The organism is Kitasatospora sp. Ki12, from assembly GCF_054601375.1.
Genome location: NZ_BAAIHT010000001.1, coordinates 785,906 through 809,023 on the forward strand (window position 1 = coordinate 785,906; position 23,118 = coordinate 809,023).

General features: G+C 71.9%; 21 protein-coding genes and 1 riboswitch. Of the genes, 5 read left to right on the forward strand and 16 right to left on the reverse strand.

The window, feature by feature from the left end:
* Positions 1–158 precede the first annotated feature (158 nt).
* From ligA to ACYP53_RS03355, 6 genes are all read right to left on the reverse strand, one after another.
* A complete protein-coding gene (ligA, locus tag ACYP53_RS03330) occupies positions 159–2,447 on the reverse strand; it encodes an NAD-dependent DNA ligase LigA (RefSeq protein ID WP_189915812.1) in 2,289 nt (762 codons plus the stop codon).
* 19 nt (positions 2,448–2,466) lie between these two features.
* Complete coding sequence (locus ACYP53_RS03335; RefSeq protein WP_229928539.1) at positions 2,467–3,477, reverse strand: methionine synthase; 1,011 nt, start codon at positions 3,475–3,477, stop codon at positions 2,467–2,469.
* 83 nt (positions 3,478–3,560) lie between these two features.
* Entirely contained in the window at positions 3,561–4,250 is a 690-nt protein-coding gene (locus ACYP53_RS03340) for an SDR family oxidoreductase (protein WP_189915811.1), read from the reverse strand.
* Positions 4,251–4,263: 13 nt separating this feature from the next.
* Entirely contained in the window at positions 4,264–4,788 is a 525-nt protein-coding gene (locus ACYP53_RS03345) for an LOG family protein (protein WP_459646590.1), read from the reverse strand.
* 79 nt (positions 4,789–4,867) lie between these two features.
* Positions 4,868–5,425: a Uma2 family endonuclease gene (locus ACYP53_RS03350; protein ID WP_459646591.1), complete on the reverse strand. Its 558-nt coding sequence runs from the start codon at positions 5,423–5,425 to the stop codon at positions 4,868–4,870.
* Between the two features lie 46 nt (positions 5,426–5,471).
* Complete coding sequence (locus ACYP53_RS03355) at positions 5,472–6,431, reverse strand: GlxA family transcriptional regulator (RefSeq protein WP_229928538.1); 960 nt, start codon at positions 6,429–6,431, stop codon at positions 5,472–5,474.
* Between the two features lie 81 nt (positions 6,432–6,512).
* Between ACYP53_RS03355 and ACYP53_RS03360 the strand changes: the two genes are divergently transcribed.
* Entirely contained in the window at positions 6,513–7,106 is a 594-nt protein-coding gene (locus ACYP53_RS03360; RefSeq protein WP_459646592.1) for an MBL fold metallo-hydrolase, read from the forward strand.
* Between the two features lie 22 nt (positions 7,107–7,128).
* Here ACYP53_RS03360 and mnmA read toward each other — a convergent pair whose 3' ends face one another.
* Both mnmA and ACYP53_RS03370 read right to left on the reverse strand, forming a co-directional pair.
* Entirely contained in the window at positions 7,129–8,265 is a 1,137-nt protein-coding gene (gene mnmA / locus ACYP53_RS03365) for a tRNA 2-thiouridine(34) synthase MnmA (RefSeq protein ID WP_459646593.1), read from the reverse strand.
* A 49-nt stretch (positions 8,266–8,314) separates the two neighbouring features.
* Positions 8,315–9,496 carry a cysteine desulfurase family protein gene (locus tag ACYP53_RS03370; RefSeq protein ID WP_189915806.1) on the reverse strand — a complete coding sequence of 394 codons (1,182 nt, stop codon included), beginning with the start codon at positions 9,494–9,496 and terminating at the stop codon, positions 8,315–8,317.
* 196 nt (positions 9,497–9,692) lie between these two features.
* Between ACYP53_RS03370 and ACYP53_RS03375 the strand changes: the two genes are divergently transcribed.
* Positions 9,693–10,427, forward strand: a complete 735-nt coding sequence (locus ACYP53_RS03375; RefSeq protein WP_459646594.1) for an IclR family transcriptional regulator — start codon at positions 9,693–9,695, stop codon at positions 10,425–10,427.
* Here ACYP53_RS03375 and ACYP53_RS03380 read toward each other — a convergent pair.
* The 8 genes from ACYP53_RS03380 to ACYP53_RS03415 form a co-directional block, all read right to left on the reverse strand.
* Complete coding sequence (locus ACYP53_RS03380) at positions 10,363–11,022, reverse strand: trimeric intracellular cation channel family protein (RefSeq protein ID WP_189915804.1); 660 nt, start codon at positions 11,020–11,022, stop codon at positions 10,363–10,365. The genes ACYP53_RS03375 and ACYP53_RS03380 overlap by 65 nt on opposite strands.
* Before the next feature lie 45 nt (positions 11,023–11,067).
* Positions 11,068–12,132 (reverse strand): ABC transporter ATP-binding protein, encoded by a 1,065-nt coding sequence (locus ACYP53_RS03385; protein WP_459646595.1) that lies wholly within the window; start codon positions 12,130–12,132, stop codon positions 11,068–11,070.
* Between the two features lie 34 nt (positions 12,133–12,166).
* A complete protein-coding gene (locus ACYP53_RS03390) occupies positions 12,167–13,243 on the reverse strand; it encodes an ABC transporter ATP-binding protein (RefSeq protein ID WP_459646596.1) in 1,077 nt (358 codons plus the stop codon).
* Entirely contained in the window at positions 13,240–14,250 is a 1,011-nt protein-coding gene (locus ACYP53_RS03395; protein WP_189915801.1) for an ABC transporter permease, read from the reverse strand. The genes ACYP53_RS03390 and ACYP53_RS03395 overlap by 4 nt, the downstream gene beginning before the upstream one ends.
* Positions 14,251–14,348: 98 nt before the next feature.
* On the reverse strand, positions 14,349–16,109 hold the full coding sequence (locus tag ACYP53_RS03400) for an ABC transporter substrate-binding protein (protein ID WP_459646597.1): 1,761 nt from the start codon (positions 16,107–16,109) through the stop codon (positions 14,349–14,351).
* A gap of 51 nt (positions 16,110–16,160) precedes the next feature.
* Positions 16,161–17,150, reverse strand: a complete 990-nt coding sequence (locus tag ACYP53_RS03405; RefSeq protein WP_459646598.1) for an ABC transporter permease — start codon at positions 17,148–17,150, stop codon at positions 16,161–16,163.
* 458 nt (positions 17,151–17,608) lie between these two features.
* On the reverse strand, positions 17,609–18,544 hold the full coding sequence (locus ACYP53_RS03410; RefSeq protein WP_459646599.1) for an enhanced serine sensitivity protein SseB C-terminal domain-containing protein: 936 nt from the start codon (positions 18,542–18,544) through the stop codon (positions 17,609–17,611).
* A 116-nt stretch (positions 18,545–18,660) separates the two neighbouring features.
* Positions 18,661–19,464 carry an enhanced serine sensitivity protein SseB C-terminal domain-containing protein gene (locus tag ACYP53_RS03415; protein ID WP_189915797.1) on the reverse strand — a complete coding sequence of 268 codons (804 nt, stop codon included), beginning with the start codon at positions 19,462–19,464 and terminating at the stop codon, positions 18,661–18,663.
* A 248-nt stretch (positions 19,465–19,712) separates the two neighbouring features.
* A riboswitch (glycine riboswitch) is annotated at positions 19,713–19,817 on the forward strand.
* Positions 19,818–20,047: 230 nt separating this feature from the next.
* On the opposite strand from ACYP53_RS03415, the gene gcvT reads away from it, so the two are divergent.
* The 3 genes from gcvT (at position 20,048) to glyA (ending at position 23,026) form a co-directional block, all read left to right on the forward strand.
* Positions 20,048–21,169: a glycine cleavage system aminomethyltransferase GcvT gene (gcvT, locus tag ACYP53_RS03420; RefSeq protein WP_189915796.1), complete on the forward strand. Its 1,122-nt coding sequence runs from the start codon at positions 20,048–20,050 to the stop codon at positions 21,167–21,169.
* Between the two features lie 111 nt (positions 21,170–21,280).
* Positions 21,281–21,661: a glycine cleavage system protein GcvH gene (gene gcvH / locus ACYP53_RS03425; RefSeq protein ID WP_189915795.1), complete on the forward strand. Its 381-nt coding sequence runs from the start codon at positions 21,281–21,283 to the stop codon at positions 21,659–21,661.
* An 84-nt stretch (positions 21,662–21,745) separates the two neighbouring features.
* Positions 21,746–23,026 carry a serine hydroxymethyltransferase gene (gene glyA / locus ACYP53_RS03430; RefSeq protein WP_459646600.1) on the forward strand — a complete coding sequence of 427 codons (1,281 nt, stop codon included), beginning with the start codon at positions 21,746–21,748 and terminating at the stop codon, positions 23,024–23,026.
* Positions 23,027–23,118: the final 92 nt, after the last annotated feature.

Below are 23,118 nucleotides of genomic sequence, written 5' to 3' on the forward strand. Positions count from 1 at the left end.
ACCCGGTGGGCAGACTTTCGGACAACCGGAAACGCGCCACCGCGCCCGGGTGTCGCACAGTGACACAATGCCCGCTTTCACCGTACGGCACCCGGTGACGCTGCATCAGGACGATAACAACCCGGTTCCGGCCACCCGCCGCTCGGGGCGGCCCCGGATCAGCCCTCGGCGGGCTCCTCCCGCGGCGGCGCGGCCTCCTCCGGCTCCGGAAGTCCCAGGTGGGCGCGGGCGGCGGCCGGCCCGTCGGCCAGCAGGACGGCGAAGCCCGCGTCGTCCAGGACCGGCAGTCCGAGCTGAACTGCCTTGTCGTACTTGGACCCTGGGTTGTCACCGGCGACCACGAAATGGGTCTTCTTCGAAACCGAACCGGTCACCTTCGCTCCGCGCGAGGTCAGCGCCTCCTTGGCACCGTCCCGGGTGTGGCCGGCCAGCGTGCCCGTCACCACCACGGTCAGACCCTCCAGCGGGCGCTCCGCCTCCTCCTCGTCCGCGAACTCCTCGGTGAAGCGGACACCGGCGGCACGCCACTTCTCCAGGATGTCGCGGTGCCACTGCTCCTGGTACCACTCCACCACCGACCGGGCGATGATCGGACCGACGCCCTCCACCGCGGCCAGCTCCTCCTCGGTGGCCGAGAAGATCCGGTCCAGGTCACGGAACTCCCGGGCCAGCTCCTGCGCCGCGACCGGGCCCACGTGCCGGATCGAGAGACCGTTGAGGAACCGCCACAGCGGACGGTCCTTCACCTTCTCCAGGTTCTCCAGCAGGACTCCGGCGGTCTTCTTGGGCTCGCCCTTCTGGTTGGCGAAGAAGGTGGCCTTCTTCTCCTTGCCGGTGCGGTCGTCCAGCTTCGGCATGCCGGTCTTCTGGTCCCGCACCAGCACCTCGATCGGCAGCAGCTGCTCCATCGTCAGCCCGAAGATGTCGCCCTCGTCCTTCACCGGCGCCTCGGCCGGCTCCAGCGGCTGGGTCAGCGCCGTCGCCGCGACGTAGCCCAGGCCCTCCACGTCCAGCGAGGACCGGCCGCCCAGGAAGGCGATCCGCTCCCGGATCTGGGCCGGGCAGAACTGCGCGTTGGGGCAGCGCAGATCGATGTCGCCCTCGGCCATCGGACGCAGCTCCGCCCCGCACTCGTGGCAGTGCGAGGGCATCACGAACGCCCGCTCGGTGCCGTCCCGCAGGTCCTCCACCGGGCCGAGGATCTCCGGGATGACGTCACCGGCCTTGCGCAGCACGATCGTGTCGCCGAGCAGCACGCCCTTCGCCTTGACGACGTCCTGGTTGTGCAGCGTCGCGTACTGCACCATCGAGCCGGCCACCTTCACCGGCTCGGCCAGCACCGCGTACGGGGTGGCCCGGCCGGTGCGGCCGATGCCGACCTTGATCTCGGCGAGCTTGCCGGTGACCTCCTCCGGCGGGTACTTCCAGGCGATCGCCCAGCGCGGGGACTTGGAGGTGGCGCCGAGCCGGCCCTGCAGGGCGATCTCGTCCACCTTGACGACCACGCCGTCGATCTCGTGCTCGACCGAGTGCCGCTGCTCGCCGAACTTCCCGATGAACGCCCGCACCTCGTCGAGGGTCTTCACCACCCGGTTGTGCCGGGCCGTCGGCAGCCCCCACCCGCGCAGCAGCTCGTAGGCGTGCGACTGGTTGTCGATGTCGAAGCCGACCCGGGCGCCGATGCCGTGCACCACCATGTGCAGCGGGCGCGAGGCGGTCACGTGCGGGTCCTTCTGGCGCAGCGAACCGGCCGCCGCGTTGCGGGGGTTCATGAACAGCCGGATCAGCGCCCGGGGCCGCTTGCCCTCCTTGGCGCGCTCCTCGTTCTCCGCGCGGCGGCGCTCGTTCTCCGCCACGAACGAGGCGTTGAGCGCCTCGAAGGCCTCGGTCGGGAAGTAGACCTCGCCGCGGATCTCCACCAGCTCGGGGACGTCCTCCCCCTTGAGCTGGTGCGGGATCTCCTTGATGGTGCGCACGTTGGCGGTGATGTCCTCGCCCACCCGGCCGTCGCCGCGCGTCGCCGCCTGCACCAACTGGCCGTTCTCGTAGGTGAGGTTGACGGCCAGGCCGTCCACCTTGAGCTCGCACAGGTAGTGGTAGTCGATGCCGTGCAGCTCGCCGGCGACCCGCTCGGCCCAGGCGGCGAGCTCCTCGTCGTCCATCGCGTTGTCGAGGCTGAGGAGGCGCTCGCGGTGCTCGACCTCGGCGAACAGCCCGGTGGCGGCGCCGCCGACCCGCTGCGTCGGGGAGTCGGGGGTGACCAGGACGGGGTGCTCGGCCTCGATCGCCTCCAGCTCGCGCATCAGGGCGTCGAACTCGGAGTCGCTGACGACCGGTGCGTCCTGCTCGTAGTACCGGACGCGGTGGTCGGTGATCTCCTGCGCCAGCTCGGCGTGCCGCCGGCGCACCTCCGCCGGGACGTCCTCCCAGCCCTCGACAGCCGTCACCGCAAGCCCTCCTACGTTCTCATTCCGGGTTGTCCACCAGGCTCTGCGCCGCCCGCGCCGCGAGCGACAGCGCCCCGCGCGCGTACGCCGGGGAGGCCCCGGCGAGCCCGCAGGTCGGCGTCACCAGCACGCGACGGCCCAGCAGCTCCGGGGCGAACCCGAGCCTGCGCCACAAGGTCCTGACACCCTGGACACTACCGGCCGGGTCCGACACCGCCTGGTCAGTGGAGGGGACGACACCAGCGAGGATCGCCGTGCCCGCCTCCACCGCCTCGCCCAGGTCGTCGTCCGAACGGTCGGTGAGGAGCGAGAAGTCCAGCGAGATGCCGGCCACTCCGGCCCGGCGCAGCAGCGGGATCGGCACGTCCGGCGCGCAGCTGTGCACCACGACGGGGGCGTCCAGGCCGCGGATCACCTCCCGCAGCACCTCCTCGGCGACCTGCCGGTCGACGGAGCGCAGCCGCTGGAAGCCGCTCGCGGTCTTCACCGAGCCGGCCAGCACGGCGGGCAGCGAGGGCTCGTCCAGCTGGAGGACGACCTCGGCGCCGGGGATCCGCTTGCGGACCTCGGCCAGGTGGCGGCGCAGGCCCTCGGTGAGCGAGCCGGCGATGTCCCGGCAGGCGCCGTGATCGGCGAGCGCCTTCTCGCCGTGCCGCAGTTCGACGCTCGCCGCCAGCGTCCACGGGCCGACCGCCTGGACCTTGAGCGCGCCCCGGTAGCCCTGGGTGAACTCCTCCAGGGCGTCCAGGTCCTCGCCGAGCCAGGAGTGGGCCCGCCGGGTGTCCCGGCCGGGGCGGTCGGTGAACCGCCAGCCGCTGGGCTCGGTCTGCGCGAACAGCTCGACCAGGAAGCCGGCGCCGCGGCCGATCATGTCGGCGCCCGGGCCGCGGGCCGGCAGCTCCGGCAGGAACGGCAGCTGCTCCAGCGCCCCGGTGGCGGTCCTGGCCGCCTCCCGGGCGTCGGTACCGGGCAGCGAGCCGACGCCGGTGGCGGCGCCGCGCAGGTCGGGGAAGGGGTGTGGGGTGCTCACCCGCCCGAGCCTAGTGCGCGGCACCGGTGACCGGTTCCAGCGGCCCGGGTCAGGCGGCCCGGGTCAGCTCGTGTCAGCTTGGGTCAGCGGCCAGGGCGGACGGTGATCTCGGTGATCTCCGCGTCCCGGGAGGCGTCCAGGGCGGCCAGGACCGCCTTGGCGACGGACTCCGGCTCGATCCAGCGGCCGGCGTCGTACTCCTTGCCCTCCTGCTGGTGCACCTTCACCTGCATCGCGGTCGCGGTGCGGCCCGGGTAGACCGAGGTGACCCGGACGCCGCCGGCGTGCTCCTCCTGGCGCAGCGAGTCGGCCAGCGCCTTCAGACCGTGCTTGCTCGCCGCGTACGCCGACCACTCGGCGTGGGCGTTCAGGCCGGCGCCGGAGTTGACGAAGACCACGTGGCCCTTGGCCAGGCGGAGCGAGGGCAGCAGCAGCCGGGTCAGCTCCGCGGGGGCGACCAGGTTGACGTTCAGCGTCTCCTGCCAGGCCTTCACCGGCAGGTCCCCGACCGTACCCAGCTCGACCACGCCCGCCACGTGCAGCAGCGAGTCCAGCTCGCCGGGCAGCGCCTGGTGGCCGAAGGCCCAGGACAGCTTCGCCGGGTCGCCCAGGTCGCCGACGAGGGTGCGCGCACCGGGGAAACGTTCCCGCAGCTCGGCGGCGCGACGGGCGTCACGGGCCAGCAGCCAGAGGTCGTCCCCGCGCTCGGCGAGCTTCCCGGCCAGGACGGCGCCGATGCCGGAGCCGGCGCCGGTGATCAGATGTGCAGCCATGGGTCCGATCCTCTCAGGCCTTGAGCTGCGCGAACACCTCGGCGGGCGTGTCGGCGAAGGTGACCAGCTCGGCCAGCGGCCGCGGCAGGAAGCCCTCGGCGTCCATCCGCTCCAGCTGGGTCCGCAGGCCCGAGTAGAAGCCCTCGGTGTCCAGGAGGACCACCGGCTTCTCGAACATGCCGTGCTTCTTGAGCTCCAGCACCTCGGTGACCTCGTCCAGCGTGCCCAGCCCGCCCACCAGCACGACGATCGCGTCCGCGCGGGCCGCCAGCTCCGCCTTCCGCTCGGCCAGGTCGGCGGTCATCACCAGCTCGTCCGCGCCGACGTAGCCCTTGTGCTTCAGCATCTCGACCATCACGCCGACCAGCCGGCCGCCGGCCGCCTTCACCTCGTCGGCCAGCAGCCCCATCAGCCCGGCGTTCGACCCGCCCCAGACCAGGGTGTGCCCGCCCTCCCCGAGGAGCCGGGCGAACTCCGCGGCGGGGGCGGAGTAGCGGTCGTCGAGCGAGTACGCGGAGCAGAAGACAGTGATGTTCATAGTGCCCCCTGGTCTATCACGCCGCCCCGGACGAGCCCACCGGCATTACCCCCGGCCACCGCTGCCCGGCCACCGGGGATCAGTCCTTGTACGGAAGGAGCTTCGACAGGCTCAGCGTGAAGCCGAAGGGCTCCGGGATGCCGATCGCGTCGCCGAACTTCCGGTCGCTGCGGACGTGGTACCGGTCGTGGTCCGGCTCGGAGAACAGCGTCACCGTCTGCTGGCGCGGGTCCACGATCAGATAGAGCGGAATGCGCATCACGGCGTAGTCGTGCAGCTTGTCCATCCAGTCGTTGCCCGGATTGGACGGCGAGACGATCTCCACGGCGATCAGGGCTTCCGCGGCGGGAGCCTTGTTCCCCGCCTCCGAGAGCACCTCCACCGGCAGGTACGTCAGGTCCGGCTCGCGCCCCTTGGAGACGTCCGGACTGACGATCTCGCTCCGCTCGCTGGGGAGGTAGCCGTCGGGGGCGTGCCGCTCGAACTGCCGGCGCACCTGGGCCACGTTGAGCTGATGGATGTTGGACGGCGACGCCTGCATGATCAGCGTGTCTCCGGACCATTCGATCCGGACGCCTTCCGGGGCGATCCGCTCCAGTTCCTCGATGAAGTCGCGGTGCTGCTCGTAGAAGGTCATGCCGTCCTCTCCGGAGGGTGTGCCTCGGGCATCGCTCTTCCGTCCACTATGACGCAACCCGGGTGAAGGCCCGGCGGTAGGAGCGGGGTGGGACTCCGCGGCGGCGGACGAACTGTTCGCGCAGGACGGCCGCGCTGCCGTAGCCGACCCGGCGGGCGACCTCCTCGACCGGCAGGTCCGTCGTCTCCAGGAGCTCCTCGGCGCCGCTCAGCCGCAGCTCCCGCAGCCAGGCGTGCGGGGTGGTGCCGGTGGCCGCGGCGAAGCGGCGGGCGAAGGAGCGCTTGCTCATCATCGCCCGCCGGGCCAACTCCGCGACCGGCAGCGGCTCGTGGAGGTGCCCGCGGGCCCAGGCCAGCACCTCGGCCAGCCGCTCGTCCTCGCCGTCCTCGGGGACGGGCGCGGCCAGGTACTGGGCCTGGCCGCCGTCGCGGTGGGACGGCAGCACCATGTCCCGGGCGATGTGGTTGGCCAGGGCCGTCCCGTGCTCCCGCCTGATCAGGTGCAGGCAGAGGTCGAAGCCCGCGGCGGCGCCCGCGCCCGTGGTGATCCGCCCCTCGTCCAGGTAGAGCGCGTCGGGCTCGACCACGACCTCCGGGTACGTCCGGGCCAGCAGCTCGGCGAACCGCCAGTGCGTGGTGGCCCGGCGGCCGTCGAGCAGTCCGGCGGCGGCCAGCGCGAACGCGCCGACGCAGTGCGCCGCCACCAGCGCGCCCCGCCCGTGCGCGGCCGACAGCGCCTCCAGCACGGCGGGCGGGGGCGGCGTACGGAACCCGGCCCCCGGCAGGGCGAGCACCAGGTCGGCGGCGGCCAGCCGGTCCAGGCCGTGCTCGACCGCGATCGGTATGCCGAGGTCGGTCGGGACGCTGCCCGTCCGGTCCGTGCAGAGGGCGAAGTCGAAGCCCGGCGCGGCCTGCCCGTGCGGGCCGAACACCTCGGCGACGATGCCGACGGCCAACATGCCGACGCCGGGCGGGACGTAGGCGGCGACGGTGGTGAAGGGAGCCATCCGTGGATGGTGGCACATTTCCTGCGATCAGTGGCATCCGTGCCACTCGTCGGCGATCGGTCCAGCCGACAGGATCGAACCATGAACGACGCACCCCTCGGCCGCAGCGCCGAGTACCAGGTCCTGACCACCGGCTACGTCGGCTCCACCGGCCCCGGAGTCGCCGCCACCGTCTCCTACATCGCGGACGCCGGACGCCATGTGATCTTCGACCCCGGCATGGTCGCCGGCCACGACGACATCCTCGGCCCGCTCGCCGAACTGGGCCTCGGCCCCGACGACATCACCGACGTCGTCCTCAGCCACCACCACCCCGACAACACGATGAACGTCGGCCTCTTCGGCAAGGCCCGGGTCCACGACCACAAGGTCGAGTACCAGGGCCACCACTGGACCAACCGCGACGCCGAGGGCTACGAACTCACCCCCTCGCTGAAGCTGATCCGCACCCCCGGCCACAGCCACGAGGACATCACCCTGCTCGCCGGGACGGAGTCGGGCGTCGTCGCCTTCGCCGGCGACCTGTGGTGGCACCGGCACGGCCCCGCCGACGACCCGGTCGCCCCCGACCGCGAGGTCCTGCGCGCCTCCCGCCGCCGGGTCCTGGCGGCGGCGGACGTCATCGTCCCCGGCCACGGCGCCCCGTTCACGGCCGACGACAACCCGCCGCTCTAGGACCCGTCCCGGCAGAAGGGGACTACGCGTTGACGGCCGGGCGCTCGGTCGTCGCGATGGTCGCGGAGCCGACGACGCGGGTGCCGTCGTAGAGCACGACGGCCTGACCGGGGGCGATGCCGCGGACCGGGGTGTCGAGCTGCACCCGGAGCTCGCCGTCGACCACCGAGGCGGTCACCGGGACCTCCTCGCCGTGGGCGCGGAGCTGGGCGGTGTAGCGACCGTCGGCCAGGGGCTCGGTGCCGCACCAGCGGGGGCGGATGGCGGTGAGCCCGGTGACGTCGAGGCCCTCGACCGGGCCGACGGTCACGGTGTTGTTCACCGGGGAGATGTCCAGCACGTAGCGCGGCTTGCCGTCGGCGGCCGGGCGGCCGATCCGCAGGCCCTTGCGCTGGCCGATGGTGAAGCCGTACGCACCGTCGTGCTCGCCGAGCTTGGTGCCGTCGACGTCGAGGATGTCGCCGGTCGCGGTGCCGAGGTGCTTGGCGAGGAAGCCCTGGGTGTCGCCGTCCGCGATGAAGCAGATGTCGTGGCTGTCGGGCTTCTTCGCCACGGCCAGGCCCCGCCGCTCGGCCTCCTCGCGGATGGCTTCCTTGGTGGTGTCGCCGAGCGGGAAGAGGGAGTGGGCGAGCTGGTCGGCGTCGAGCACGCCCAGCACGTACGACTGGTCCTTGGCCGCGTCGACAGCCCGGTGCAGTTCGCGCGCGCCGTCCGGCAGGTCGACGATCCGGGCGTAGTGGCCGGTGCAGACGGCGTCGAAGCCGAGGGCGATCGCCTTGTCGAGCAGCGCGGCGAACTTGATCTTCTCGTTGCAGCGCAGGCAGGGGTTCGGGGTCCGCCCGGCGGCGTACTCGGCGACGAAGTCGTCGATGACGTCCTCGCGGAACCGCTCCGCCAGGTCCCAGACGTAGAACGGGATGCCGATCACGTCGGCGGCCCGCCAGGCGTCCCGGGAGTCCTCGATGGTGCAGCAGCCGCGGGCGCCGGTGCGGAAGGACTGCGGGTTGGCGGAGAGCGCCAGGTGGACGCCGGTCACCTCGTGGCCCGCTTCGACGGCGCGGGCGGCGGCGACGGCGGAGTCGACTCCGCCGGACATCGCCGCGAGCACGCGCAGTCGGCCGGTGGACGGTGTGGTCGGGGCACCCGGGAAGTCAGTCATGGTGACTACAAGAGTACGGGGCCGCCGGACATGCCCGGGCGGGGAAAACCTACCGCCGCACCGACGCCAGCCCGGCGTTGCGCGCCCGCTGGACGACCGGCCCGATGGCCTCGGCGAGCGCGGTGACGTCCTCCCGCACCGAGGTGTGCCCGAGCGAGAACCGCAGCGACGCGCGCGCCAGCAGCGGGTCGACGCCCATGGCGAGCAGCACGTGGCTGGGCTGCGGCACCCCGGCGGTGCAGGCCGAGCCGGTCGAGCACTCGATGCCGGCCGCGTCGAGCAGCATCAGCAGCGCGTCGCCCTCGCAGCCGGGGAAGGAGAAGTGGGCGTTGGCGGGGAGCCGGCCTCCAGGCTTGGGGTCGCCGTTGAGCACGGCGTCGGGCACGGCGGCCAGCACCGCCGAGACCAGGGAGTCCCGCAGCGCGCCGAGCACCACCGCGTGCTCCTCGCGGTGGGCCACGGCCACCGCCGCGGCGGCCGCGAAGCCGGCGGCGCCGGGGGCGTCCAGGGTGCCGGAGCGCACGTCGCGTTCCTGGCCGCCGCCGTGGAGCAGCGGTACGGGCGTGGCGCCGCGGGAGAGCAGCAGGGCGCCGATGCCGAACGGGCCGCCGATCTTGTGGCCGGTGACGGTGAGCGCGGTGAGCCCGGACTCGGCGAAGGAGACCGGGAGCTGACCGAGCGCCTGCACCGCGTCGGCGTGCATCGGGATGCCGTACTCGGCGGCGACGGCGGCGAGTTCGCGCACCGGCTGGACGGTGCCGACCTCGTTGTTGGCCCACATCACGGTGACCAGGGCGACCGACGAGGGGTCGCGCTCGACGGCCGCGCGCAGCGCCTCGGGGTGCACCCGCCCGTACTCGTCCACCGGCAGGTACTCGACGGTGGCGCCCTCGTGCTCGGAGAGCCAGTGCACCGCGTCCAGGACGGCGTGGTGTTCGACGGGGCTGCTCAGCACCCGGGTGCGGGCCGGGTCGGCGTCGCGGCGGGCCCAGTAGAGGCCCTTGACCGCGAGGTTGTCGGACTCGGTGCCGCCGCCGGTGAACACGATCTCGCTGGGGCGGGCGCCGAGCGATTCGGCGAGCGACTCGCGGGACTCCTCGACCACCCGGCGGGCCCGGCGGCCGGCCGCGTGCAGGGCCGAGGCATTGCCGACCACCCCCAGGTGCGCCGTCATCGCGGCGATCGCCTCGGGCAGCATCGGCGTGGTCGCCGCATGGTCCAGGTATGGCATAACCATCCGATTGTAGAGGGCTTCCGGGCGCCGCACCCCGGGCCTGCGCATCGTTCCGGCCATCGCCCGGCCGGTGACACCGCGGCAGCACTGGTCTGCACCAATGCCGGACGGCGGTGTCCGGACCGATTTGTACCACTGTGCCGTCCAGCGGTTAGCCTGGCGGACGTTTCTCAGCCGGATCCACGGGGGCGTCATGTCGCAGTCGGTCGACCGCGCGCTGACCCTGCTCGACGCGCTCGGTGAGGCCCCGCTCTCGCTGGAGCAGGCCGCGAGCAGCCTCGGGGTGCACAAGTCCACCGCGCTGAGGCTGCTGCGCACCCTGGAGGAGCACGGCTTCGCCCGGCGCCAGCCCGACCTGCGCTACCGCCTCGGCGGCCGGGTGCTCTCGCTGGCCCACCGCGCGCTGGAGGACTTCGACGTCCGGCAGGTCGCCGCGCCGTACCTGGCCGCGCTCAACGCCCGCTGCGGCTACACCGTGCGCCTCGCCGTGCTGCACGACGGCGAGGTGCTCTACCTGGACGAGGTGGCCGGACCGTCGGCCGCCGAGCCGTCCCGGATCGGGCGCCGCGCCCCGGTGACGGGTACGGCGGTCGGCCGGGTGCTGCTCGCCGGGCTGCCCGCGGACGGCGCCGAGGAGCCCGAGCTGGCGGCGGTGCGCCGCCGGGGCTGGGCGGCCGAGTCGGCCGAGCACCGGGAGCCGGTGACCTGCGTGGCCGCACCGGTCGAGGGCAGCGGCGGACGGACGGTCGCGGCCTGCGCGCTGAGCGCCCCGGCCGGCGAGGTGCCGCCGGCCGAGCTGGCCCGGATGGTCCCGGAGCTGCTCTGCACGGCCGAGGCGATCTCGCTGGCGTACGGCGGCTCGCCTACTCCTCGCTGGTGCGAGAACCGTTGCGGTGCCAGGCCCGCGGGGCGCGCCAGCCGTACTTGAGGGCGAGCATCCGCAGGCCGAAGGCGGTGAGCGCGGCGGCGGTGCCGGTCAGGCCGGTGAGCCGGTCGGTGCCGATCAGCAGCGCGACCAGGGCGGCGCCGACCAGGGCCGGGACGGCGTAGATCTCCCGGTCCCAGCGCAGCAGCGAGGGGATCTCCCCGGCCAGGATGTCGCGGATCACGCCGCCGCCGGCCGCGGTCACCATGCCGAGCGCGATCGCGGCGACCGCGCCGAGCCCGTAGTCGTGCGCCTTGGCGGTGCCGGTGACGCAGAACAGCCCGAGCCCGAGGGCGTCCAGGGTCTGCACGGCGCGGTTGATCCGCTCGACCTCGGGGTGCAGGAAGAACACCACCAGGGCGGCGGCGAGCGGGGTCACGAAGTAGCCGAGGTTGGTGAAGGCGGCAACCGGGGTCGCCCCGATCACCAGGTCGCGCATCACCCCGCCGCCGAGGGCCGTGACCTCGGCCAGCACACAGATCCCGAAGATGTCCATGTTCTTGCGGACGGCGAGCAGGCCCCCGGAGAGGGCGAAGACGAAGATGCCGACGAGGTCCAGCGACTGCTGCACGTCGGAGGGGAAGATCTGCGAGGTCACCACACAACTATGACCTGTGCGGAACCCTCCCCTCCGCCTGCGCTGTCAGGAGGAGACCTTCTCCGGCGTGCTCTCGGGGGCGTTCTCCGGGAAGTGACACGCCACCTGGTGCCCGGTCTTCAGCGCCACCAGCGGCGGCTCCTGGGTGGAGCAGACGTCCTGCGCCTTCCAGCAGCGGGTGCGGAAGCGGCAGCCGCTGGGCGGGTTGATCGGGGAGGGGACGTCGCCGGTGAGCAGGATCCGCTCGCGCCCGGCGCGCTGCCGGCGGCGCGGGTCGGGGACCGGCACGGCGGACATCAGCGCGTTGGTGTACGGGTGCATCGGGCTGCGGTAGAGCGAGTCCCGGTCGGCGATCTCCACGACCTTGCCGAGGTACATCACGGCGACCCGGTCCGAGACGTGCCGGACCACCGAGAGGTCGTGCGCGATGATCAGATAGGTCAGGCCGAGCTCCTTCTGGAGGTCGTCCAGCAGGTTGACCACCTGCGCCTGGATCGAGACGTCCAGGGCCGAGACCGGCTCGTCCGCGACGATCATCTTCGGCTTCAGGGCGAGCGCCCGGGCGATGCCGATGCGCTGGCGCTGGCCGCCGGAGAACTCGTGCGGGTAGCGGTTGTAGTGCTCGGGGCTGAGGCCGCACAGCTCCAGCAGCTCCTGGACGGCCTTCTTGAGCCCGCCCGCCGGGACCGCGTCCTGCAGCTTGAACGGCGCGCCGACGATGGTGCCGACGGTGTGCCGGGGGTTCAGCGAGGAGTACGGGTCCTGGAAGATCATCTGAATGTCGCGGCGCAGCGGCCGCATCGCCCCGGCGCTCAGGTGGGTGATGTCGGTGCCCTCGAACTCGATCTTCCCGCCGGTCGGCTCGTCGAGCCGGGTGACGAGCCGGCCCATGGTCGACTTGCCGCAGCCGGACTCGCCGACGACGCCGAGCGTCTCGCCCGCGTTGACGGTGAAGTCGATGCCGTCGACGGCCCGGACCGCGCCGGTCTGGCGCCGCATCAGTCCGCCGCGGATCGGGAAGTGCCGGGTCAGGCCCGTCACCTTCAGCAGCGGCTCGCGGTCGGGGGCGGGGGCCGGCGACGGGATCGGCGCCGTCTGGGTGTCCGTCATCGGTTCTCTCCAGAAAGGTGGTACGAGGCCGGGCTCACAGCCGGGGCGCGATCTCTTCGGCGAAGATGCGGTGCCGCTCGTCGGCCGGCAGGTGGCAGGCCGCGAAGTGCCCGGGCGCGGCCTCGGCCAGCACCGGGAGCTCGCCGGTGGAGCGCCCGTCGGTCAGGGCGGCGTACGGGCAGCGCGGGTGGAAGGCGCAGCCCGTCGGCACGTTGATCAGGCTGGGCGGGGTGCCCTTGACCGGGACGAGCCGGTCCTGCAGCTCCCGGTCCAGGCGCGGCATCGAGCCCAGCAGGCCCCAGGTGTAGGGGTGTTCGGGCGCGTCGAAGAGGGTCTCGGCCGGCCCGCGCTCGACGCACTTGCCGCCGTACATGACCAGGATGTCGTCGGCCAGTTCGGCGACGACCCCGAGGTCGTGGGTGATGATGATGACGGCGGAGCCGAACTCGTCCTGGAGGTCGCGGATGAGGTCCAGGATCTGCGCCTGGACGGTGACGTCCAGGGCGGTGGTGGGCTCGTCGGCGATCAGCAGCGAGGGGTCGTTGACCAGGGCCATGGCGATCATCGCGCGCTGGCGCATGCCGCCGGAGAACTGGTGCGGGTAGTCGTCCACCCGGCGGTCCGGCTGCGGGATGCCGACCCGGTCGAGCATCTCGATCGCGCGGGTCCTGGCCTGCTTCTTGTTGGCCTCGGGGTGGTGCACCCGGTAGGCCTCGACGATCTGCTGCCCCACCGTGTAGTAGGGGTGCATCGCGGTCAGCGGGTCCTGGAAGATCATCGCCATCTGGCGGCCGCGCAGCTGGCGCACCCGGTCCGGGCCGGCGGTGATCAGGTCCTCGCCGTCGAGCAGGATCTCGCCGCTGATCCGGGCCCGCTTGGAGCGGTGCAGGCCCATGATGCCGAGCGAGGTGACGGACTTGCCGGAGCCGGACTCGCCGACGATGCCGAGGGTGCGGCCCTTGTGCAGGTCGAAGCTGACCCCGTCGACCGAGCGGACCAGGCCGTCGTCGGTGTCGAAGTGGATCCGCAGGTCGCGCACGGACAGGAACGGGTCGCCGGACGGTGCCGATCCGGGAGCGGCGGCTGCCGTGGTCTTCTGGAGCTCGGTCACGAGAGCCTCACCCGGGGGTCGACGAGGGCGTACAGGAGGTCGACCACGAGGTTGCAGGCGACGATGAAGAAGGCGGCCAGCAGGGTGACGCCGAGGATCTTGGGCAGGTCGTTGTCGGAGATCGCCTGGACGGCGAACTGGCCGACGCCCTGGAGCGAGAACACCTGCTCGGTGATCAGCGCACCGCCGAGCAGCAGCCCGAGGTCCATGCCGAAGATGGTGACGATCGGGGTGAGCGCGGCGCGCAGTCCGTGCCGGGTGACGACCTTGCGCTCGACCAGGCCCTTGGCCCGGGCGGTGCGGATGTAGTCCTCGCTCATGGTCTCCAGCATCCCGGCGCGGGTGAGCCGGGCGTAGAGCGCGGAGTAGAGGAAGGCCAGCGAGATCCAGGGGAGGATCAGGTTGCGGGCCCACATCAGCGGGTTGTCGGTGAAGTCGACGTACTGCAGGTTGTCCAGGATCGGCCACTCGTAGCTGAACAGCGTGAGCAGCAGCGCGCCGGTGAAGAAGACCGGCAGCGACACGCCGGCGAGGGCGACGCCCATGGAGATCCGGTCGAAGATCGACCGCGGCTTGAGGGCGGAGACGACGCCGGTGGCGACGCCGGAGACCAGCCACAGCACGGCCGCGCCGGCGGCGAGCGAGACGGTGATCGGGATCCGCTTGGACAGCTCGGGCCAGACCTCCAGGTGGTTCTTGAAGGAGTAGCCGAAGCAGGGCACGTGGCAGGTGGCCGGTTCCGGCCCGAACTTGTACTCGGCGCCGCTGACCAGCCCCTTGAGGAAGTTCCAGTACTGGGCGTACAGCGGCTGGTCGAGGCCGAGGTTCTGCTTGACCGCCGCGATCGCCTCCGGGGAGGGGTTCTTCCCGATGTACTGGGCGGCCAGTTGGTCGGCCGTCTCGCCGGCGAAGCGCGGGAGCAGGAAGAAGATCGCGAAGGTGACCGCGCTGACGACCAGCAGCAGAATCACCGCAGCGAAGATCCTGCGGATGATGTAGGCAAACACAGTTGGGCGGCTCCGGCGGCCCGCCGCCGTCCGGGATCCTCCGGACGGCGGCGGGCGCCGCTGCCTTCACCTGCCTTCAGGGATGCGGAGCCAGGCTCTTACTTGGCGGAGCCGATGTTCAGGTAGTCGTACTCGCCCGAGAACGCCGGGGTGGAGGCCAGGTTGGTGGCGCTGTCCGGGCGGTACAGGAAGACCTTGAAGTAGGTCAGCGGGACGATGACGGCCTGCTCCATGACCTTCTTGTCGATGTCGCCGTAGATCTTCTCGCGGGCGGCCTTGTCCGGGTTGACGGCCGCGTCGTCGATCAGCTTGTTGACGGACGGGTCGTTCAGCTGGGACAGGTTGCTGTTACCGGAGGCCTTGATCGCGCGGCCGTCGACGACCTGCTGCAGGAAGCCGTAGCCGGTCGGCCAGTCCGCGCCCCACTGCATCATCATCAGACCGATGTTGTGGTCCTGGGTGAACTGCGGCGCGCCGGCGCTGTCGGTCAGGTACTTGCCCTGCGGGTACTGCTGGATCTCGGCGTTGATGCCGACCTTCTTCAGCGCGGCCTGGATCGAGGTGGCGGCGGCGACCTCGGTGGCGCGCTCGGTGCGGGCCGACAGGACGGTGTTGATGCCGTCCTTGCCGCAGGCCTTCAGGGCGTCCTTGGCCTTGGCCTCGTCACCCTTGTTGTCCTTGGTCTCGTACAGGTTGAAGTCCTGGTGGCCCGGGATGTCCGGCGGGAGCACCGTGTTGGCGATCTGGCCGCGGATCGGGCCGCCCTCGGCGGTCTGCACCGAGACCTTGTCGATCGCGAACTGGACGGCCTTGCGGCACTCGACGTTGTCGAACGGCGCGACCTTGGAGTTGATCGCCAGGTAGACCAGACGGCCGCCGTAGGCGTTGTCGGTCTTGGCCTTCAGCTTCGGGTTCTGCAGGATCTGCGCCTGGGTCTGCGGGTCGACACCGCCACCCACCAGGTCGACCTGGGCGTTGCCGGCCAGCAGGTCCTTGTCGATGGTGGCCTGGTCGATGTTCATCTTGAGCTGGATCTTGTCCGGCAGCTGCTTCCGGATCGGGTCCGTGCTCTTGTCCCAGTTGGTGTTCGGGACCAGGGTGGCCTGCTTGCCGTCCTCGTAGGACTCGAACTTGAAGGAGCCCGAGGACACGATGTGCTTGACGTAGTCGGCACCGGTGTCCTTGGCCTGCGGGACCGGCGCGGTCTGCGGGGCGCTCACCAGGTAGTCGAAGTCCGCGAACGGGTGCTGCAGGTGGAAGACGATCGTGGTGTCGTCGGGGGTCTCGATCGACTTCAGATCACCTTCCTTGTCCTTGTACGGGCCCGCGTACGGCGTCGGGTTGTCCACCAGCAGGTCGTGGAAGTAGGTCGGGCCGTTGGAGTTCACGTCCGGCGCGAAGTTGGAGCGCTCGACGGCGTACTTGACGTCCTTCGAGGTGATCGGCGTGCCGTCGTCGTACTTCAGGCCCTTGCGGAGCTTGTACGTCCAGCTCAGGCCGTCCGCGCTCGGCTGGCCCATCGACTCGGCGAGGTCCGGGACGAGCTTGTTGCCCTCCTCGCCGGCGGCCGGGTTGAAGGTGGTCAGCGGCCGGGCGTACAGGCGCGAGAAGTTGTAGATGTACGCGTAGTACGTGTTGCCCGGGTCGAGCGAGTCCGGGGTGCCCTTCATCTCGAAGGTGACCGTCCCGCCCTTCTTGTCCGAGGCGTTGACGATGTTCTTGGTGGCCGCGTCGGCACCGGCGCCCGCGGCGGAGGACGAGGAGGAGTCGCCGCTCTTCGACGAGCTGGAGCAACCGGTGACGACCAGGACCGCGGCGGCGGCCATTGCGGTCAGGGCGACGGTACGGGACCTACGCATGGGTGAGATCAACCCCTTGAGGATGTGGAGGAGGGAGGGTCTGACGCGGCGTCAGTTGCTCTTGGGATCGAGGGCGTCGCGCAGCCCGTCGCCGAGCAGGTTGAAGGCGAGCACGGTGATGAAGATCGCCAGACCGGGGACGACCATGTACTGGGGGTCCACCTGGTAGTACCGGATCGCGTCCTGGAGCATTCCGCCCCAGGAGGCCTGGGGCGGCTGGATGCCGACACCGAGGAAGCTCAGCCCGGCCTCGAAGAGGATGTTGGTCGGGATCAGCAGGGTCGAGTAGACCAGGATCGGACCGACCAGGTTGGGCAGCAGCTCCTTGAACAGGATGAACGGGCCGCGGGCGCCGAGGCTGCGGGCCGCGTGGACGAACTCCCGCTCACGCAGCGAGAGCGTCTGGCCGCGCACGATCCGGCCCATGTAGGGCCAGTTGAAGAAGCCGATCACGAAGATCAGCACCATCATGTGCAGCGGCAGGCCGTGCAGGCCGAACGCGCCGCCCTGCAGCGAGGTCGAGATCGCGATCGCGAACAGCAGCAGCGGGAAGGCGAGGAAGACGTCCATGACGCGGCTGATCAGCGTGTCCACCCAGCCGCCGTAGTAGCCGGCCATGATGCCGAGCACGGTGCCGATGGTGTTGGACAGCAGGGTCGCGCCGAAGGCGACCAGCAGGGAGACCCAGGAGCCCTCGATGACGCGGGTGAGCAGGTCACGGCCCTGCAGGGGGTCGACGCCGAGCGGGTGGTCCAGGCTCATGCCGCCCCAGTCGCCGAGCGGCAGACCGCCCAGGTTGGCGTCCAGGAGGTCCTGGTGGAGGGCGTCCGGGTCGAGCCCGAACAGCGACTCGATCGGCTTGGCCAGAACGGCGAGGAGGATCAGGAGGATCACCACGACGCCGCCGGCGACGGCGGCCTTGTCCCGCTTGAAGCGGGTCCAGGCGATTTGACCGAGGGAGCGGCCCTCGATCGTCTTGGCCGGGCCGTCGGGGGCTGCTGCCTCCGGTTCGTTCCCGGCGGTGGTCACGGATGCGGTCATGGTCAGTTGGTCCCCTCGCCGACGGTGGCCGGCCCACGGGTGCCGGTCGCCGGCTTCGGCGCTGCGGCTGCGGACGTGCGAAAGGTGCTAGCTGGAGCGGGTGTTCGCGGCAGTGCGTCGTGCACAGGCACTGCCGCCACGCGGGATGGGCTTCGCGTGGACGAGCAGGTCGGCGTACGCGCTCACCTTTGTGGGGCTCCGAATGCGCGGTGCGTTGCGCAGAACTCTCTGCCATGCGACTTGGCTTACGCCAGACCTGACAACCGACAGATGCCCAACTGTGATCTGCTGGCATGCACGTCGCCGATCTGCGGCATATCCCTCTTCACACGCCTGTAACAAGCATGTCAAGATGCGCTGATACCGGAATCGGAAATTCGTCCGGAAAGCATCGAAGCCGACCTGACGGGTGGTCAAGTCGGCTTCGCGGCGGTATTCCCGGCCGGGCGGTTCGGCGATCAGCGCCCGGGGTAGCCCGGCCACGGCTGCTGGGGCTGCTGCCAGCCCGGCGCGGGCGGCTGCGTCCCGTAGCCGTACCCCGGCATCGGCTGCCCGGGCATCGACTGCCCCGGGTACGCCGGCGGCGGCACCGGCGGGTACGGACCGGTCGCCGGACGTCCGGCCTCCCGGTCGAAGAACGGCCGCGCGTTGGCGCGCATCCACAGCGCCACCGGGTCGTACTCGTCCGACATCGCCACCGTGGACACCGCCAGCCCCTCCGGGGCCACCGCGATCGCCCGCTGCATCAGCGCGCGCACCGCCTCCACCGCCGGCGGAGAGCTCTCGTACAGGTCCAGGCCGATCGCCAGGTACGGCTCCCCCACCGCCGGCTGCACCCAGGCCCGGCGCAGCGCCCGGACCGCGCGCACCTCGCCGGCCTGGCGCTCCAGCAGCGCGAAGAACTGCTGGGCGTTGAGCTGCGGCTCGCTCAGCTTCAGTGGCCCGGCCGGCAGCCGGTCCAGGCCCGCCGCGATCCGCCGCAGGTCCGCCCAGGGCACGCCGACGCCGCCGCCGGGCGCGTGCGGGTTGAGCCACAGGCCCCAGCGGGTGCGGTACAGCGAAGCGGCGATCTCCCGGCCCGAGATGACCTCGTGCGCCCGCGCCCAGCCGGAGGAGGCCAGTTGCTCGGGCGAGGTGACGGCCGGCGCGTAGCCGTGGCCGCTGATCTCCATGTTCCCGTACTGGGCGTCCGGGCTGCCCGGTGTACCGTGCCAGAGCAGCATCCAGACCCGGCCGTCCGCCAGCGCGTGCAGCAGCCGCTCGTACGCGTCCCAGCGCTCCGGCGCGACCTCGCGCAGGACCTGCTCCAACGCGCCCGGATCCGTGCCCGGGCGCCCGGCAGGTGCCTGGCCCCAGGGCCCCGGCACCCCTCCCGCTCCCGTTCCCGCACTCATGCGCCCACCTCGCCGCGCCTCTTTCCTCGAACCCGCCGGCCCGTCGGCCGTCTGCACGCACCCTATGGCGCGGCACCGGCCACCGCCACGGCGACGTGCCTACGAACGAACCCCGCTCACGCCCGCGTGTAGAAAGGCATGACCCGGGTGAGCAGCCACTCGACCACCGGGTCCTCGGCGAGGTCGAGCAGTACGAGGTGGACGCCGCCCGGCAGCGGCGCGGTTCCCAGCGCCCGGCCGAGCGCGTCGTTCACCGCGGCCGGGTCGGCCGGGGCCGCCGGATCCAGCTGGACGCCCACGAACATCACCGTCGGCTCGCCCTCGATGCTGGCCAGCGCCCTGCGGGCGGTCAGCACCCCGGGCAGGGCGTGGAGTTCGGCCCGGCAGGCGGCCAGGAAGTGCTCCGGGTCCTCGCCCGGCACCGGCTCCCGCAGCGCCACCCGGCCGCCGGTCGGCGCCGCCGGGTCCTCGACGCCCTCCAGGCGCTCCTCGCGCGGACCGCGGCGCAGCTCGGCCACGCCCTGCGGCGGCACCGGGATGCCCACCGCCGCCTCCGGGTTCACCGCGATGCCCACGCCCAGCGGCAGCCCGCGGGCGAACTCCCAGACCGGCGCGATCGCGAAGGCCATCCCCGGCGCCTGCTGCAGGAACACCTCCTGCGAGGAGAACACCGGCACGTACGGGTCGCCGGCCAGCTCGATGACCGGCAGGTCCAGCGACTGCCCCTGCGGGTCGGCCCCGGCGGGCAGCGGCACCCACACCTGGCTGCGGGCCAGCACCTCGATCACCCGCGGCGTCGCGCCCGGGTCGCCCAGGGCGGCGGTCAGCACCTGCTCCAGCTCGTTGGCCGGCCAGGAGCCGCCCGCCGGTGCCGACTCCGGACCGCCCCACCCCTGCTGCTGCTCCACCGGGTACCCCATGCGCCGCCGATCCGCCCTCTGCCGGTCGGCCGCCCTCTGCGCCGACGCGCAGCAGTCTAGGGGTTCGGCCCGGTCTTCCCAGGGCTGATGTTCGGTACCCGCGCGGTACTACCGGGCCGGCTCCGCCGTACGACCGGGCCGCCTCCGCCGTGTGACCGGGTCCCCTCTCCCTTCCTCGCCCGGGACGTGCCATGATGTGCGCGTCCGACGGCATGCGCCGCGGGCCCCACAACTCCATACCGGCCGCTCGAACCCGCGCGGGAGAGCCCGGAGTGCCGCGTTCGCGGCACAGCCGGCGCCGAAGGAGCAAGTCCTCCCCGGAATCTCTCAGGCCCCCCTACCGCACGGGTTAGGCACATCTGGAAAGCGGCGCACGGCCCTGTCGCGCGCCCACCCACGGTGCAAGCCGCCATGCTGTCCCCCAAGCTGGAAACAGCTGCGGGCCGGCGGGCGGTGAAGCTCTCAGGTTCGACGACAGATGGGGAGACCCACGCCGCCGCATGCCCGCGCGCAGGGTCGGTCCCCGAGCGGGTCCGGTCCGGTGCGTGCACCCCTGAGTGCCCCGACCGAGGAGTTCCTGGCCATGTCGTCCCTCCGCCTGACCGCGCTCGACGCGCTGCACCGCGCCCTCGGCGCGACCATGACCGACTTCGCCGGCTGGGACATGCCGCTGCGTTACGGCAGCGAGCGCGAGGAGCACCTCGCCGTCCGCACCAAGGCCGGTCTGTTCGACCTCTCCCACATGGGCGAGATCACCGTCACCGGCCCGCAGGCCGGCGAGATGCTGGACCACGCGCTGGTCGGCTTCGTCTCCGCGCTGGGTGTGCTGCGCGCCCGCTACACCATGATCTGCGCCGAGGACGGCGGCATCCTGGACGACCTGATCGTCTACCGCCTGCGCGAGGACGCCTTCCTGGTCGTCGCCAACGCCTCCAACGCCCAGCTGGTCCTCGACGAGCTGATCGCCCGCGCCAAGGGCTTCGACGCCGTCGTCACCGACGACCGCGACACCTACGCGCTGATCGCCGTCCAGGGCCCGGAGTCCACCGCGATCCTGGCCGACACCACCGACGCCGACCTGCCCGGCCTCAAGTACTACGCGGTCCTCCCGGCCCAGGTGGCCGGCCGCGAGGTGCTGCTGGCCCGCACCGGCTACACGGGCGAGGACGGCTTCGAGATCTTCTGCCGCCCGGCCGACGCCGAGCCGATCTGGCAGGCCCTGACGGCCGCCGGCGAGGGCCGCGGCCTGATCCCGTGCGGCCTGTCCTGCCGTGACACGCTGCGCCTGGAGGCGGGCATGCCGCTGTACGGGCACGAGCTGTCCACCGACCTCACCCCGTTCGACGCCGGCCTGGGCCGGGTCGTCCGTTTCGACAAGACCACCAACGAGGGTGCCTTCGTCGGCCGCAAGGCGCTGGAGCAGGCCGCCGCCGCGGCCGAGACCAACCCGCCGAAGGTGCTGGTCGGCCTGGTCTCCGAGGGCAAGCGGGTGCCGCGCGCCGAGTACACCGTGGTCTCCGCGGACGGCGCCCCGATCGGCCGGATCACCTCCGGCGCGCCGTCCCCGACGCTGGGGCAGCCGATCGCGATGGCGTACGTCGACGCGGCCCACGCCGCCCCCGGCACCACCGTCGCGGTGGACGTGCGCGGCAAGCACGAGCCGGTCACGGTCGTGGCGCTGCCCTTCTACAAGCGCGCCCGCTGACGCCGCCCCGCTGACGCCCGCGAACGCCCGCTTTTCCGTACCCGCACGTCGAAGCCGTCCACGTGGCGGCCCGCTTCGCCGTACCCGCTTCCCATCCTGGAGAATGACGCCATGAGCAACCCCCAGCACCTGCAGTACACCAAGGAGCACGAGTGGCTGACCGCCGCCGACGCGGACGGTGTCTCCACGATCGGCGTCACCAAGCACGCCGCCGACGCGCTCGGTGACATCGTCTACGTGCAGCTGCCGGCCGTCGGCGACACCGTGACCGCGGGCGAGACCTGCGGCGAGCTGGAGTCCACCAAGTCGGTCAGCGACCTGTACTCCCCGGTGACCGGCGAGGTCACCGAGGTCAACCAGGACGTCCTGGACGACAACGGCCTGGTCAACAGCGCCCCCTTCGAGGGCGGCTGGCTGTTCAAGGTCCGCGTGGAGTCCACCGACGAGCTGCTCAGCGCCGACGAGTACGACGCACTCACCCACAGCAGCTGATCCGCTCGTGACCGGGCGGGCCGCGCGCGCGTCGGCCCGCCCCACCGTGGCCCCCCTTTCCTCCTCCACCGGGAAGAACACACCATGACGGTTCTCAACCAGTCCCTGCACGCCCTCGACCCGGAGATCGCCGCCGCGGTCGACGCCGAGCTGCACCGCCAGCAGACCACGCTGGAGATGATCGCCTCCGAGAACTTCGCCCCGGTGGCGGTCATGGAGGCCCAGGGCTCGGTGCTCACCAACAAGTACGCGGAGGGCTACCCCGGCCGCCGCTACTACGGTGGCTGCGAGCACGTCGACGTGGTCGAGCAGATCGCGATCGACCGCGTGAAGGCCCTGTTCGGCGCCGAGCACGCCAACGTCCAGCCGCACTCGGGCGCGCAGGCCAACGCCGCCGCGATGTTCGCGCTGATCCAGCCGGGCGACACCATCCTGGGCCTGAGCCTGGCCCACGGCGGTCACCTGACCCACGGCATGAAGATCAACTTCTCCGGCAAGCTCTACAACGTGGCCGCGTACCACGTCGACGACAAGACCGGCCAGGTCGACATGGCCGAGGTCGAGCGCCTCGCCAAGGAGCACCAGCCGAAGCTGATCATCGCCGGCTGGTCCGCCTACCCGCGCCAGCTGGACTTCGCCGAGTTCCGCCGGATCGCCGACGAGGTCGGCGCGTTGCTCATGGTGGACATGGCGCACTTCGCCGGCCTGGTGGCCGCCGGGCTGCACCCCAACCCGGTGCCCTTCGCGGACGTGGTCACCACCACCACCCACAAGACCCTGGGCGGCCCGCGCGGCGGCGTCATCCTGTCCAAGGCCGAGTGGGCCAAGAAGATCAACTCCGCGGTCTTCCCCGGCCAGCAGGGCGGCCCGCTGGAGCACGTGATCGCCGGCAAGGCGGTCGCCTTCAAGGTCGCGGCCTCCGAGGACTTCAAGGAGCGCCAGGAGCGCACCCTGGAGGGCGCGCGCATCCTCGCCGACCGCCTGCTGCAGGCCGACGTCGCCGAGGCCGGCGCGTCCGTCCTGTCCGGCGGCACCGACGTCCACCTGGTCCTGGTCGACCTGCGCAACAGCCAGCTCGACGGCCAGCAGGCCGAGGACCGTCTGCACGAGGTCGGCATCACCGTCAACCGCAACGCCATCCCGAACGACCCGCGCCCGCCGATGGTCACCTCGGGCCTGCGCATCGGCACCCCGGCCCTGGCCACCCGCGGCTTCCGGGCCGAGGACTTCCGCGAGGTCGCCGACATCATCGCCGAGGCGCTCAAGCCCGCCTTCGACGAGACCGTCGCCGCCGCGCTGAAGGCCCGCGTCACCACCCTGGCCGAGAAGTACCCGCTGTACCCGAACCTGGCCAACCAGGACTGATCAACGGTGAGCGGGTGACCCCCGGTGACCGGCCGGCCGGCATGTGACCGGCCGGTAAGTGACCGGGCTCACCCCTCCTCCGGACAGGGCAC